This is a genomic window from Pseudomonas sp. FJ2-5-13, assembly GCF_029201605.1.
GTDB lineage: Bacteria > Pseudomonadota > Gammaproteobacteria > Pseudomonadales > Pseudomonadaceae > Aquipseudomonas > Aquipseudomonas lactis.
The window spans coordinates 2,191,768-2,204,853 of the sequence record NZ_CP104045.1; the positions used below are offsets into that span (position 1 = coordinate 2,191,768).

Here is a 13,086-nt window from a genome sequence, read left to right on the forward strand (position 1 = left end):
ATCAGCACTGCCCGGCCTGTCGTTAACCAAGGAAGCCCCATGTATTCAACGCGTCTGCTGCTCTGCCTCATTCCTTTACTGGTACTGGCCGGTTGCTCCACCTCCCGTGGCCCTCAGCAGCCCGAGCGCAGTGAAGCCGAGGTGAAGGCGCAGATCGTGCGCCTGCTGCCGGCCAAGGTCGCGGACCGCAACGGTTGGGCCCAGGACATCTATACCGCCTTCGACACCCAGAAAATCTACCCCAGCACCGAAAACATCTGTGCGGTACTGGCGGTGACCGAGCAAGAGTCCACCTATCAGGTCGACCCGCCGGTGCCTGGTATGGGCAAGATCGCCCAGGATGAGATCCTGCGCCGCGCCGGCAAGGTGCATGTGCCCGCCTTCGTGGTGCGCAGCGCCTTGCAGTTGCGCTCGCCCACCGGCAAAACCTACGCCGACCGTTTGAATGCCGCCCGTACGGAGAGGGATTTGAGCGGCATTTTCGATGACTTCATCAGCATGGTGCCCCTGGGCAATACGCTGTTTGGCGGGTTCAACCCGGTACACACCGCAGGCCCCATGCAGGTCAGTATCGACTTTGCGCAGAAACAGGCGCGGGGTTATCCCTACACGGTGGACGGTACGATTCGCCGTGAAGTGTTCACCCGTCGCGGCGGTATGTACTTCGGCATCGCCCATTTGCTCGGCTACCCGGTGAGCTACGACCAGCCGCTGTACCGCTTTGCCGATTTCAATGCCGGTTGGTACGCCAGCCGCAATGCCGCGTTCCAGGCCGCGGTCAGCCGTGTTTCAGGCAAAGAGCTTGCACTGGATGGGGATTTGATCCGCTATGGCTCCTTGCTGCCCGGCACCACCGAGCTGGCGGTGCGTTCACTGGGGGCGAAACTGGACATGCGCAACCCGAGCATTCGCAGCCAACTGGAGCAGGGCGAGCAGTTGGATTTCGAGGACACCACCTTGTACAAGCGCGTCTTCGCCTTGGCCGACCAGGCGGCCGGCAAGCCGCTGCCACGGGCGATCCTGCCGGGTATTGTGCTCAAAAGCCCGAAGATCACCCGCAACTTGACCACGGCCTGGTTTGCCAAGCGCGTGGATGAGCGCTACCAGCGCTGCCTGAAGCGCTGATCAACCGCGGCGCTTGACGAACCGGCGCCACAAGCCCACCCACAACCACACCACCGGGAACGCCAGGATCACGAAGGGCAGCACATAGCTGGCGCGTTCCAGGGCGTCTGCGGTGCCGTTCACCAGGTTGTCTCCCAGGTTGCTGAACATCCGGGTGAACCTTGACACCTGGTTGGCGCCGTCCGCGGAACGGAAGTTCAAGGTCACACGGTTGGTGTCGAGGCGGCGTTGCTGGCCGGCGGCAACCTGAGCCAGTTCCTGCAGCTCGTTTTCAATACCGGCTTGCTCTTTGCTCAGGACGATCAGGTCGCTGACGGTGATGTCCTTGCGCTTGGCCAGCTCATCGAGGCGTTGCTGCTGGGCTTGCAGGCGGTCCTGGCGGCGGCGCACATCCGCCACGGCATCGGCCAGGTCTTCGGCAGTGGTGATGCGCTGGCCGAGCTTACCGCCTTCGGCCGCCAGGGCGACCATCGGCTCCACACCCGTGGGCGCGATCCGCAGGATGATCTGGCCACCCTGGATGTCTTCAGTAATACCCAGGATATTGCAGGCGCCAAAGCGCGCCGTTTCACACGCCTCGCGAGTGGCCTGCATGCGCGGCGAAAGCAGGGCACCGGGCAGGGCCAGGGTCAATTCATGCTCATAGGCCAGTTGCGCCCCGGCCTTGCCCTGTTCGCCATTGATGACGGTGGTGCGAGAGTGGTCCTTGGGGGAACAACCGGCCAAGGCCAGGCCGGCTAGCAAGAGCAACAGCGGCGCGCGAAGCGGGTGGGAGTTGCCGTCCAGGTGGCGCATGGCGTTTCCTTGATATGTGCAGGAGAAATTGGCCGAGATTAAAGCGGGTCTGGCCCATTAACGCAAAGCATTGCCCGGGATTTACCCCGCTGATGGTGGTGGCTGCCGGGTCGAGGCTGGCGTAGACCTCAAGCCTCATACCAGGGAAGCAACCGCCATGAACGCTCAGACCGTCCCCCAAGGTTTTGTCCCATTGCCGCGCAGCAGCCCGTTGCTGGAACTGCTCGGCCCGGCGTACTGCCGTGGCGAAGGTTTGCAATTGGAAGTCGGCCTGCGCGCCGATCATCGTCACGCCAACGGGCGCGGTACGGTGCACGGCGGGGTGCTGGCGACGCTGGCCGATATCGGCATGGGGTACGCCATGGCGTTTTCCAGTGAGCCGCCGTTGCCGTTGATTACCGCTAGCATGACCGTGGATTACCTGGGCGCCGTGCAGGTAGGGGAGTGGATGGTGGTGCGTTTGGAAAGCCACAAGCGCGGACGGCAGATGGCGTTTGCCACGTTGAGTTTGCAGGTGGAGGAGAGGGTGGTGCTGCGGGCGAGTGCGGTGTTCGCGGTGCCGCATGCTGACAGGCAATGAGAGCAAATGTGGGAGCTGGCTTGCCTGCGATGGCGGCCTGCCAGCCGACACTTTTCTACCTGACACCCCACAATCCAACTGTGGGAGCGGGCTTGCTCGCGAAGGCGGCCTAACAGTCAACACAGTTGGACCGGGTACATATCCGTTATTTAGGTAACGGCCACCTAGGGTTCCGCCCTGACGGCGGCTCACTTTTGAACAGCGCAAAAGTAAGCAAAACGCTCTTGCCCCACCACTCGGCACCTCGCTTGGGCTCGGTGTGCCCGTAATCCGCCAGTGATTTGGGGGGCCGCCGCCACGCGCCATCCATGGCGCGGGGCGGCTAAACCGGCATCCCTGCCGGTTTACCCCCCAAATCCCTGTCGAATTCCGGCCAGCGTGGTTTAACGGGGCGCTTGAGATCAAGATCAAGAGCAGATCAAGAGCGGCTCGCTTCGCATCGTGGTTACCGTTGAGCGGCAGCCCACAAAGTTGTGTAGATACCTATGGCCATCGCAGGCAAGCCCCACCTTTTGACCGAGTTGTTTCAGGGGGAGCGAGAAAAAGAAAAGGCCTGGCTTTTCGTGGAGCCGGGCCTTTTCTGTGTTGCTCGTTATGTCTCACCTGTAGGAGCGAGCTTGCTCGCGAAGCACTCATAGGCAACAGGTTCTATCAGGAACGCTGCGTTATCCTTGACGTTTTTCGTGAGCAAGCTCGCTCCTACAGGTCAGTTGCGCTCGAGCGCCAGGGCTACGCCTTGGCCGCCGCCGATGCACAGCGTTGCCAAGCCTTTCTTGGCGTCGCGCTTGATCATTTCATGCAGCAGGGTCACTAGCACGCGGCAGCCTGAAGCCCCGATGGGGTGACCGATGGCGATGGCGCCGCCGTTGACGTTGACCTTCTGCGCGTCCCATTCCAGCTCTTTGCCCACCGCGAGGGATTGTGCGGCGAAGGCTTCGTTGGCTTCGATCAGGTCCAGGTCCGCCAACTGCCAGCCGGCCTTGTCCAGGCAGCGGCGGGTGGCCGAGACCGGGCCGATGCCCATGATGGCCGGGTCGACGCCCGCGTTGGCGTAGCTGGCGATACGCGCCAGTACGGGCAGGCCGAGGGCCTTGGCTTTGGCGGCGCTCATCAGCAGCACCGCGGCGGCGCCGTCGTTGAGGCTGGAGGCGTTGCCGGCGGTGACGCTGCCGTCTTTCTTGAACGCAGGCTTGAGCTTGGCCAGGGATTCGGCGGTGGTGCCGGCGCGGGGTTGTTCGTCCACCGCGAAGGCCACCGGGTCGCCTTTGCGCTGGGGAATCAGGATCGGTGTGATCTCATCGGCAAAGCGCCCGGCTTCGATAGCAGCAGCGGCTTTTTGCTGGGAGGCGGCGGCAAAGGCGTCCTGGGCTTCGCGGCTGATGCCGTATTTGTCCACCAGGTTCTCGGCGGTGATGCCCATGTGGTAGTCGTTGAACGCATCCCACAGGCCGTCGGTGATCATGCTGTCGATCATCTTCGCATGGCCCATGCGCAAACCGGTGCGCGCGGCAGGCAATACATACGGCGCCAGGCTCATGTTCTCCATGCCACCGGCAATGATCACCTCGGCGTCGCCGCAACGAATGGCCTGGGCGCCCAGGTGCAGGGCCTTGAGGCCCGAACCGCAGACCTTGTTCAGGGTCAGGCTCGGCACGGCGTGGGGCAGGCCGGCGAGGATCGAAGCCTGGCGCGCCGGGTTCTGGCCGCTGCCTGCGGTAAGCACCTGGCCGAGGATCACTTCATCCACTTGCGCCGGGTCCAGGCCGGTCTGCTCCAGCAGGCGACGGATCACGGCGGCGCCCAGTTCCGGGGCCGGAATGTTCGCCAGCGAACCTTGGAAGCTGCCCACGGCGGTGCGGGTGGCAGCAACAATCACGACGTCTTGCATGGAATCTGTCCTCACTGGAAGTGCATTTCTGGAACGTGGTCCGGGACGATCAGTTTACCGGCGGTCTTGCTCACAATCTCTTCAACGCTGACGCCAGGTGCGCGTTCCTTGAGGACAAAAGCGCCATTTTCGATTTCCAGGTACGCCAGGTCCGTGAGCACACGCTTGATGCAGTTGGCACCGGTCAGCGGCAGGCTGCACTGGCTGAGCAACTTGGACTCACCGTCTTTGGAGGCGTGAGTCATGATCACGATGATGTTTTCTGCGCCAGCCACCAGGTCCATGGCACCGCCCATGCCCTTGACCAGCTTGCCGGGGATCATCCACGAAGCGATGTTGCCCTGTACGTCTACTTCGAATGCGCCGAGTACGGTGAGGTCGACATGCCCACCGCGAATCATCGCGAAGGACTCGGCGGAAGAGAAGATCGAGGCGCCGATGCGTGCGGTGACGGTCTGCTTGCCGGCGTTGATCATGTCGGCATCGATGGTGTCTTCGGTCGGGAACGGGCCCATGCCCAGTAGGCCGTTTTCCGATTGCAGCATCACTTCCATGCCGTCGGGGATGTAGTTAGCCACCAGGGTCGGAATGCCGATACCGAGGTTCACGTAGTAACCGTCCTGCATCTCGCGGGCAACGCGTTGAGCCATTTGTTCGCGGGTAAGCGCCATGATTGTTTCCTCTTATTGTTCTGGACGGGGATTATTTGCGGACGGTGCGCTGTTCAATGCGCTTTTCGAAGGTGCCGCAGATGATCCGGTCGACGTAGATGCCAGGGGTGTGGATCTGCGCCGGGTCCAGCTCGCCCGGTTCGACGATTTCCTCGACTTCGACCACGGTGATCTTGCCGGCGGTGGCGGCCAGCGGGTTGAAGTTCTGGGCGGTGTGACGGTAGATGACGTTGCCGAAGTGGTCGGCTTTCCAGCCTTTGACGATGGCAAAGTCGCCGGTGATGGACTCTTCCATCAGATATGGGCGACCGTTGAACTCGCGGGTTTCCTTGCCTTCGGCCACGGGGGTGCCGACGCCGGTGGCGGTGAAGAAGGCCGGAATGCCGGCGCCGCCTGCGCGCATTTTCTCTGCCAGGGTGCCTTGGGGCGTGAGCACCACCTCAATCTCGCCGCTGAGCAGCTGCTTCTCGAACAGGGCGTTTTCACCCACGTAGGAAGCGATCACTTTGCTGATCTGCTTCTGTTCCAGCAGCACGCCCAGGCCAAAGCCATCGACGCCACAGTTGTTGGAGACCACCGTCAGGTCGCGGGTGCCTTTGCGCTTGATTTCGCCAATGAGGTTTTCCGGAATACCACACAGGCCAAAACCACCGGAGAGTACGGTCATGCCGTCTTCCAGGCCTGCCAGTGCTTCTTCATAGGACGCCACGCGTTTATCGAAACCTGCCATATGCACCTCTTTTATTGTTTGTGGTCCAGCCAGTGAGTTGAGTGTTGCGCTAGCGGATTGATTTGTTAAGTTGTTTTTTAAGGTTGATTGATTTAGAAAACAGCATAGTCCAGTCATCGTCCGGAGCAGCCCATGACCGTCAAACAGATGCGTGCCTTTCTCGCTGTCGCGCAAAGCCTGAGTTTTGCCGCTGCCTGCGAGCGTTTGCACCTCTCCCAATCGGCGTTGAGCTTGACCATCAAGGGCCTGGAAGAAGGTTTAGGCGGGCGCCTGTTCAGCCGCAATACCCGTAACGTCGCGCTGACCCCTGAAGGTGAATCCCTGTTGCCCCTGGCCCGCCGGTTGATTGCCGATTGGGACAACGCCGAAGACGAACTGCGCCAGCGTTTTACCCTGCAACGCGGCCGCGTCACGGTGGCGGCCATGCCGTCGTTCGCGGGGAACCTGTTGCCGCCGATCCTGAAGATATTCCGCGCCCGTTACCCTCAGGTGAACGTGACGGTGCATGACCTGATCAATGAGCAAGTGCTGGAGATGGTGCGCGACCGTCAGGTGGAGTTGGGGGTGGCGTTCGAGCCATCAGATGGCTCGTCATTGGCGTTCACGCCGCTGTACCTGGACCGCTTTGTGGCTGTGGTGCCGGGAGATTCAGCCTTGGCACAGCGCGCTGAAATCGACTGGAAAGCTCTATTGGAACAGCCGTTCATCACCCTGCAACGGCCTTCCACCGTGCGAGTAATGTTGGAAGAGCACCTGGGGGCCTTGCAGATGAAATTGCCCGTGGCCTTGGAGAGCCATCAATTGGCGACGGTGGGCAAGATGGTTGCCAGCGGTTTGGGAGTTAGCGCGGTGCCTGCGTTATGCGCCAGGCAGATGGAGGAGGCGGGAGCCCGTTGCATTACCTTGACCGGCCCGGTGATCGAGCGGCCGATTGGGGTGCTGACCAAGCCGGGGCATGAACTGTCGGCAGCGGCGCAGGTGTTGTTTGATATCTTTCGAGATGAAGCGGCGAAGGGCAGGTTTCCAACGTTCTAAACTAGTAAATACAAATGTGGGAGCTGGCAAGCCAGCTCCCACATTAATTAAGTACTACTTAGTAGTAACGGTCGATCACTTTAACTTGCGAGCTGTCTTTGAAAGACGCCCAGGCATTGTTAAGTGTGTCAAACACCTGTTCGATAAAGTTGCGGTCAGCCGCGGCTTTCTTGCCGACATAACCCTGGCCACGGCGGTACATCTTCAGGCGCGCCGCCAGCTCACGGTTATTGCGGTCAAACTCGGCTTCTTCGGTATGGGGCGCCAGGCAGTCAATTTGCACTTCGCCCGATTTGCCAATCCACAGGATATGGTCGTCGAGTGTGTCTTTCTGCGCTGCGAACATCTCAGCCAATTCATCGATAGTTGGTTGGTTGTTCAGATTCATGTGTAAGCCCCTTGACCAGTTGGCGATCTATCAGTTGATTCGTTAATACCAGTTAAGTTGTCTCCGGTTACTAAAACCGGGCGTCAGCGACGGGCTGCCGAATATGGGCAGGGTCTTGAAGCTGATGCATGTAGTCTTGCTGATGGACTGCTACGCAATGCTCTGATTGCGAAGACAAGCCGCGTTTGAGCGCCTTGTACCTGTCCCTCTCGGGGCCGGTCAGCTTCATCAATCTGCCTTGTGGGCAGTGCACATCCAGAAAAACAGCTCGGCGGTCAGACGAGCCTGTTCAAAACGCTTGTTACCAACGCTCTCGATCCGAGAGACGTCTAGATCATGCAAGGACAAAAAGGTTACGTCAACGGTTATGTAGTGATTATTTTTGCTCACTACATAAATTGCCGTGGGGACGGGGGAATGCGAGAAAATGTGACTTGGGCGTCATTTTCTGTGCGGTGGGTCGCGGGATTTTGGTGACGAATTTACGCAGATCCCCTGTGGGAGCTGGCTTGCCTGCGATGGCGATGCGTCAGTAGGTACATGTTCGCCTGACACACTGCTATCGCAGGCAAGCCAGCTCCCACAGGTCGATGCGTCGCTATCTCAATTTCTCGGACAGTAAGGGTAATAGCCGCTCACAGGACGCCTGGATTTTCACCTGCAACAGCTCATCCCCCCGCGTCTTGCCCAGGTTGATAGCAATCACCGGCTTACCCTGTTCAACCATCGCTTTGCATAGGCGAAACGCCGAATAGGCCATCAGCGACGACCCCACCACCAACAGTCCTTCGGCATGCTCTACCGCCGTCATCGCCTTGAGCGCCGTCGCCGGTGCGACGTTTTCGCCAAAGAACACCACATCCGGTTTCAGCCGTTCGCCATTGCAGTGCGGGCAGCGGGGCACCTGGAAGCGCTGTTCAAACGCGGGATCAAGCAAGGTGTCGCCATCCGGCGCTTGCACCGCATGAACCTGTGCCATGTGCGGGTTATCGACTTCCATCTGCCGCTGGATCACATCGCGCTCGCTGCGCAGTTGGCAATCCAGGCACAGCACCCGATGCAAGCTGCCATGCAGCTCGATCACATCCCGGCTGCCGGCCTGGTCATGCAGGGTGTCGACGTTCTGCGTAATCAGCCCGCTGATATGGCCACGGTGTTGCAGCGTCGCGAGCGCAAGGTGGGCCTTGTTCGGCTGGGCAATGCGCACCCGCGGCCACCCCAGCATCGCCCGCGCCCAGTAGCGGCGCCGCGCCTCTGGAGTGGCGAGGAATTCCTGGTACATCATCGGTGGCTTGCCCCGGCGTACACCTTCACCGTCCCGGTAATCCGGGATGCCCGAAGATGTACTGATCCCTGCGCCGGTCAGTACCAGAAAATGCCGGCCGGTCATGGCCCGGTGCAGGGTGTCGAGGTGGTCTTCCTGATGGTCCAGCGTGTCGAGCATGGGTTCCCCCTATTCGCCGCGGATGTACTGTTCCAGCTGCTGGATCAAGGCCGCTTGTTCGGCAATGGCTTCCTTGACCAGGTCTCCGATGGACAGCAGGCCCAGCAGTTTGCCGTCTTCGACCACGGGCAGGTGGCGCAGGTGACTGTCGGTCATGATGTTCATGCATTCCTCGACACTCTTGTGAGTATCCACCGTGATCACCGGCGAGCTCATCACCTCATGGACCTTGGTAGTGACCGACGAGAGGCCCTTGAGCATGATTTTGCGCGCGTAATCCCGTTCACTGATGATGCCGACCACTACGCCATCCTTGACCACGGGCAAGGCACCGACGTTTTTCTCGGACATTCGCACCAGCGCTTCAAACACGGTGTGGTCCCATTTGATCGTGTGGACGTCCTGGTTCTTCTGGTCCTTGGCTTTGAGCAGTTGTGCAACGGTCTTCATGGCGGCCACTCCGGTGTTGTTGTTGGTAGTCCAGATCCCCTACAGAATCCTAGACCGAACCCGCCGGAGCAAGGGCCAATGCGGCGTTAAACCTGTCGAAAAACGTCATGGGCCGGTTTTTTTCGGTATTTATCCGGCATTTGCCGGTTTTTTCCCGCGCTTGGGGCTGGCAGCAGCCTTACGCGGGGCGGCCTTGCGTTTCTTTTTCCACGGCGCAGCACCTCGGCCTGCGGGGCTGGCGGGGCCAGTGATGGTCATGCGCATGCCGTTGCAGCGCGCCACTTGCTTGCTCATCCACGCCGCTTGCTTGGCGACGAATTCCTCCAGGCTCATTTCGCCGCTTTGCACCATGTCCAGTGCCTGTTCCCAGATGGCGGTGGTGCCGGGGTCGGCGATGGCGCGGGGCACCGCGTCGATCAGGCTGAACGCGGCAGGGGTTGCCGACAGGGCCTTGCCGTTTTTCACCAGGTAGCCGCGGTCCAGCAGGCCCTGGATAATCCCGGCGCGGGTGGCCTCGGTGCCGATGCCCGTGGTGTCCTTGAGTTTTTGCTTGAGCAAGGGGTCCTCCACCAGCTTGGCGACGTTTTTCATTGCCTTGATCAGGTCGCCTTCGGTAAAGGGCTTGGGTGGCTGGGTCCATAGGTCCTTGAGGTTGACCTTGGCCACGGCGTAGTCGTGGCCCTGCACCAGCGTCGGCAATGCTTGGGGCGCGGGGGCTTCGCGACCTTTGGCGGGGGCCAGCGCTTCGGGCAAGGCGCGTTTCCAGCCCGGTTCGATAATGACTTTGCCCACCGCGCGCAACGCCTGGCCGGCACAGTCGAAATCGGCCTGGGTGCGGTCGTATTCATGGTTGGGCAGGAACTGCGCCAGGTAGCGCGCACGAATCAGCGTATAGACCGCACGGTGCTTGCCGGTCAGTTGGCTGACCTCCTTGCCGGCTCCGGTGGGGATGATGCCGTGGTGGGCGCTGACTTTCGCGTCGTTCCAAGCCCGCGAACGGCGCTGTGGGTCGATGTGCGGCATCAGCGCGTTGACCGCGGTGTCCGCACGGCCCAGCGCCGCCAGGATCTTCGGCGCTTCACTGTGCTGGCTCAGCGGCAGGTAACCGCAATCGCTGCGCGGGTAGGTGATGGCCTTGTGGGTTTCGTACAGGGATTGGGCGATATCCAGGGTTTCCTGGGCGCCCAGGCCAAGCTTCTTCGAACAGATCTCCTGCAAGGTGCCAAGGTCGAAGGGCAGGGGCGCCACCTCGCGCATGCGTTCGGTACGCAGTTTCACCAGCCGCGCCGTGGCGGCGTTGAGCATGGCGTCGGCGGCGTCCCGCGCCAGTTGCGGGTTGAGGCAACGGCCCTGGTCGTCACAGGCATCCTCATGGGCGCGCCATTGGGCGGTGAAGGTCATGTGCTCGTGGCGCAGGTCGACATCGATGGCCCAATAGGCCACCGGCACGAAATCGGCGATGCTGCGATCACGGTCCACCACCAGGCGCAAGGTCGGGGTTTGCACCCGGCCAACCGGCAGCACGCCTTGGTAACCGGATTGGCGCCCCAGCAGGGTAAACAGGCGGCTCATGTTCATGCCGATCAGCCAGTCGGCACGCGAGCGCCCCAGGGCCGAGTGATACAGGCTGAAGGTTTCTGCACCGGGTTTGAGCGCCGCCAGGGCCTTGCGAATGGAGGCGTCGTCGAGTGCCGACAGCCACAGCCGCTGGATCGGCCCGCGGTAGCGGCAATGCTCCACCAGTTCACGGGCGATCATCTCGCCTTCACGGTCGGCGTCGGTGGCGATCACCAGTTCCTGGGCTTCCCCCAGCAAGCGTTTGACGGCCTTGTATTGGCTGGCGGTCTTGGGCTTGACCAGCATCTTCCATTTTTCCGGAACGATCGGCAGGTCGGCCAGCACCCAGCGTTTGTACTTGGCGTCGTAAGCGTCGGGCGGAGCGGTTTCCAACAAGTGGCCGATGCACCAGGTGACCGTGACTCCATGACCCAGCCAGCACCCATCGCCGCGGCGGCTGGCGCCGAGCACGGCCGCGATATCCTTGGCCTGGGAGGGTTTTTCACAGAGGTACAGCCGCATGGTCATCACATCAGATCAGGTTGATGCCTTGCAGGATGCTTATTTGAAGGGATTTGAGCAACCATTATCTGTATGGATGTACAGCAATTTGTGTGAGCGCCGCACACCGCTGTAGGAGCGAGCTTGCTCGCGAAGGTCGTTAGGATGACGCGGGGCGCCTGGTGCCCCGCGTTGCGCTCAGGTTCTTCGCGAGCAAGCTCGCTCCTACAGGGGGGAGGTATCAGTTGTTTTCGATATCCACATGCCGGGTTTCTTTGAGGCAGAACAGCCCGACGATCAGGCTCACGCCCGTCACCACCACCGGGTACCACAACCCGTAGAAGATATCGCCGGTGTACACCACCAGGGCGAACGACACCGTCGGCAGGAACCCGCCAAACCAGCCGTTACCGATGTGGTAGGGCAGGGACATCGAGGTGTAGCGGATGCGCGTCGGAAACAGCTCCACCATCAGCGCTGCCAACGGCCCGTAGCACATGGCGGCGATGAAGATCAGCACCACGATCAGCACCACCACCATCAGCTTGTTGACCTGGGCCACATCCGCCGATGACGGGTAGCCGGCCAGGGCCACGGCGCCACGCAGGGCCGCTTCGTCAAAACCGTCGATACGCACATCGCCCACGCTCACTTGCACCGGGCTGCCCGCAGGGGCGGCGGCGCTGCTGTAGGGCAGGCCCTGTTTGACCAGGAAGGTCTTGACCTTGTCGCACGGGCTGTCAAAACGGGCCTTGCCCACCGGGTCGAACTGGAAGGTGCAGGTGGCCGGGTCGGCCAGTACGGTGATCGGCGCTTGTTGGCTAGCCTGGTCCATCGCCGGGTTGGTGTAGTGCGCCAGGCCCTTGAAGATCGGGAAGTACAGCGCGGTCGCCAACAGCAGGCCGAGCATCAGCACCGGCTTGCGCCCGACCTTGTCCGACAGCCAGCCAAACAGGATAAAGAACGGCGCGCCAATCACCACGCTGATGATCAACAGCATATTGGCCAGGGCCGGGTCCATGCGCAGGAACTGGGTGAGGAAGAACAGCACATAAAACTGCGCCGCGTAGAAGGTCACGGCCTGCCCGCCGTTGATGCTGAACAGGGCGATCAGCACCACCTTGAGGTTTTCCCACTTGCCGAACGACTCGCGAATCGGCGCCTTGCACGCCTTGCCTTCTTCTTTCATTTTCAAGAAGGCGGGCGACTCGTGCAGGCTCATGCGGATCCAGGTCGAGATGCCCAGCAGCACGATGGAAAACAGGAACGGAATGCGCCAGCCCCACACTTCGAACTGATCGCCGGTGAAGTAACGGCAGGCCAGCACCACCAGCAGTGACAGCAGCAGGCCGAGGGTGGCGGTGGATTGAATCCAGCTGGTATGCAGCCCGCGCTTGCCCGGTGGCGCATGCTCGGCCACGTAGGTGGCGGCGCCTCCGTACTCGCCGCCCAGTGCCAGGCCCTGCAGCATGCGCAGCACAATGAGGATGATCGGCGCGGCAATGCCGATGCTGGCGTAGGTCGGCAGCAACCCGACGCAGAAGGTTGCCACGCCCATCAGGATGATGGTCACGAGGAAGGTGTACTTGCGCCCGATCATATCGCCCAGGCGGCCGAACACCAGCGCACCGAATGGCCGCACCACAAAGCCTGCGGCAAAGGCCATCAAGGCAAAGATAAACGCCGTGGTGTCATTGACCCCGGCAAAGAACTGCTTGCTGATCACCGCCGCCAGGGCACCGTAGAGGAAAAAGTCATACCACTCGAACACCGTCCCCAGGGAGGAGGCGAAGATGACCTTTCTTGATTCGTTGGCGGTACTTGCACTGGCCGCCGAGCCCAGGGGTTGAGCATGTTCTGACATCGGGTGTCCCTCACAGTGATTATTTATTGTTGTTCCACTGTCGGCGCCAACCTCAGCG

General features: G+C 61.2%; 12 protein-coding genes. 3 read left to right on the top strand and 9 right to left on the bottom strand.

Annotated features, from left to right (window positions below):
• Positions 1-39: 39 nt before the first annotated feature.
• A complete protein-coding gene (locus N2A98_RS09900) occupies positions 40-1,125 on the top strand; it encodes a DUF1615 domain-containing protein (RefSeq protein WP_032892469.1) in 1,086 nt (361 codons plus the stop codon).
• Here the strand turns inward: N2A98_RS09900 and N2A98_RS09905 are convergent, their stop codons facing one another.
• Positions 1,126-1,920 (bottom strand): DUF4349 domain-containing protein, encoded by a 795-nt coding sequence (locus N2A98_RS09905; protein WP_275623337.1) that lies wholly within the window; start codon positions 1,918-1,920, stop codon positions 1,126-1,128. It abuts the gene before it with no gap.
• 157 nt (positions 1,921-2,077) lie between these two features.
• Here N2A98_RS09905 and N2A98_RS09910 point away from each other — a divergent pair, with 157 nt between their 5' ends.
• Entirely contained in the window at positions 2,078-2,500 is a 423-nt protein-coding gene (locus N2A98_RS09910) for a PaaI family thioesterase (RefSeq protein ID WP_044273557.1), read from the top strand.
• A gap of 706 nt (positions 2,501-3,206) precedes the next feature.
• Here N2A98_RS09910 and N2A98_RS09915 read toward each other — a convergent pair.
• The 3 genes from N2A98_RS09915 to N2A98_RS09925 are packed head-to-tail and all read right to left on the bottom strand — an operon-like array spanning position 3,207 to position 5,789.
• Positions 3,207-4,388, bottom strand: a complete 1,182-nt coding sequence (locus N2A98_RS09915) for an acetyl-CoA C-acetyltransferase (protein WP_044273133.1) — start codon at positions 4,386-4,388, stop codon at positions 3,207-3,209.
• Positions 4,389-4,399: 11 nt separating this feature from the next.
• Positions 4,400-5,059, bottom strand: coding sequence for a CoA transferase subunit B (locus N2A98_RS09920; RefSeq protein WP_003190327.1), 660 nt, complete (start codon positions 5,057-5,059; stop codon positions 4,400-4,402).
• A gap of 31 nt (positions 5,060-5,090) precedes the next feature.
• Complete coding sequence (locus N2A98_RS09925; protein ID WP_044273134.1) at positions 5,091-5,789, bottom strand: CoA transferase subunit A; 699 nt, start codon at positions 5,787-5,789, stop codon at positions 5,091-5,093.
• Between the two features lie 132 nt (positions 5,790-5,921).
• On the opposite strand from N2A98_RS09925, the gene N2A98_RS09930 reads away from it, so the two are divergent.
• The gene (locus N2A98_RS09930; protein ID WP_044273135.1) at positions 5,922-6,824 is read left to right on the top strand and encodes a LysR family transcriptional regulator; all 903 of its coding nucleotides are present in this window, start codon (positions 5,922-5,924) and stop codon (positions 6,822-6,824) included.
• Between the two features lie 58 nt (positions 6,825-6,882).
• Here the strand turns inward: N2A98_RS09930 and N2A98_RS09935 are convergent, their stop codons facing one another.
• The 5 genes from N2A98_RS09935 to N2A98_RS09955 all read right to left on the bottom strand — a co-directional run bounded on the left by N2A98_RS09935 (position 6,883) and on the right by N2A98_RS09955 (position 13,028).
• Positions 6,883-7,212, bottom strand: coding sequence for a hypothetical protein (locus tag N2A98_RS09935; protein WP_003190335.1), 330 nt, complete (start codon positions 7,210-7,212; stop codon positions 6,883-6,885).
• Between the two features lie 598 nt (positions 7,213-7,810).
• Positions 7,811-8,656 carry an NAD-dependent protein deacetylase gene (locus N2A98_RS09940; RefSeq protein ID WP_275623338.1) on the bottom strand — a complete coding sequence of 282 codons (846 nt, stop codon included), beginning with the start codon at positions 8,654-8,656 and terminating at the stop codon, positions 7,811-7,813.
• A 9-nt stretch (positions 8,657-8,665) separates the two neighbouring features.
• Positions 8,666-9,106 carry a CBS domain-containing protein gene (locus N2A98_RS09945; protein WP_047710523.1) on the bottom strand — a complete coding sequence of 147 codons (441 nt, stop codon included), beginning with the start codon at positions 9,104-9,106 and terminating at the stop codon, positions 8,666-8,668.
• A 129-nt stretch (positions 9,107-9,235) separates the two neighbouring features.
• A complete protein-coding gene (locus N2A98_RS09950; protein ID WP_275623598.1) occupies positions 9,236-11,185 on the bottom strand; it encodes a DNA topoisomerase III in 1,950 nt (649 codons plus the stop codon).
• 220 nt (positions 11,186-11,405) lie between these two features.
• The gene (locus N2A98_RS09955; RefSeq protein ID WP_032892452.1) at positions 11,406-13,028 is read right to left on the bottom strand and encodes an MFS transporter; all 1,623 of its coding nucleotides are present in this window, start codon (positions 13,026-13,028) and stop codon (positions 11,406-11,408) included.
• Positions 13,029-13,086 lie beyond the last annotated feature (58 nt).

Bases quoted from the DNA above. Each gene is read 5' to 3' on its own strand.
- N2A98_RS09955 (WP_032892452.1), bottom strand. From the start codon at position 13,028: ATGTCAGAACATGCTCAACCCCTGGGCTCGGCGGCCAGTGCAAGTACC.
- N2A98_RS09900 (WP_032892469.1), top strand. From the start codon at position 40: ATGTATTCAACGCGTCTGCTGCTCTGCCTCATTCCTTTACTGGTACTG.
- N2A98_RS09945 (WP_047710523.1), bottom strand. From the start codon at position 9,106: ATGAAGACCGTTGCACAACTGCTCAAAGCCAAGGACCAGAAGAACCAG.
- N2A98_RS09920 (WP_003190327.1), bottom strand. From the start codon at position 5,059: ATGGCGCTTACCCGCGAACAAATGGCTCAACGCGTTGCCCGCGAGATG.
- N2A98_RS09915 (WP_044273133.1), bottom strand. From the start codon at position 4,388: ATGCAAGACGTCGTGATTGTTGCTGCCACCCGCACCGCCGTGGGCAGC.
- N2A98_RS09905 (WP_275623337.1), bottom strand. From the start codon at position 1,920: ATGCGCCACCTGGACGGCAACTCCCACCCGCTTCGCGCGCCGCTGTTG.
- N2A98_RS09940 (WP_275623338.1), bottom strand. From the start codon at position 8,656: ATGCTCGACACGCTGGACCATCAGGAAGACCACCTCGACACCCTGCAC.
- N2A98_RS09935 (WP_003190335.1), bottom strand. From the start codon at position 7,212: ATGAATCTGAACAACCAACCAACTATCGATGAATTGGCTGAGATGTTC.
- N2A98_RS09910 (WP_044273557.1), top strand. From the start codon at position 2,078: ATGAACGCTCAGACCGTCCCCCAAGGTTTTGTCCCATTGCCGCGCAGC.
- N2A98_RS09925 (WP_044273134.1), bottom strand. From the start codon at position 5,789: ATGGCAGGTTTCGATAAACGCGTGGCGTCCTATGAAGAAGCACTGGCA.
- N2A98_RS09930 (WP_044273135.1), top strand. From the start codon at position 5,922: ATGACCGTCAAACAGATGCGTGCCTTTCTCGCTGTCGCGCAAAGCCTG.
- N2A98_RS09950 (WP_275623598.1), bottom strand. From the start codon at position 11,185: ATGCGGCTGTACCTCTGTGAAAAACCCTCCCAGGCCAAGGATATCGCG.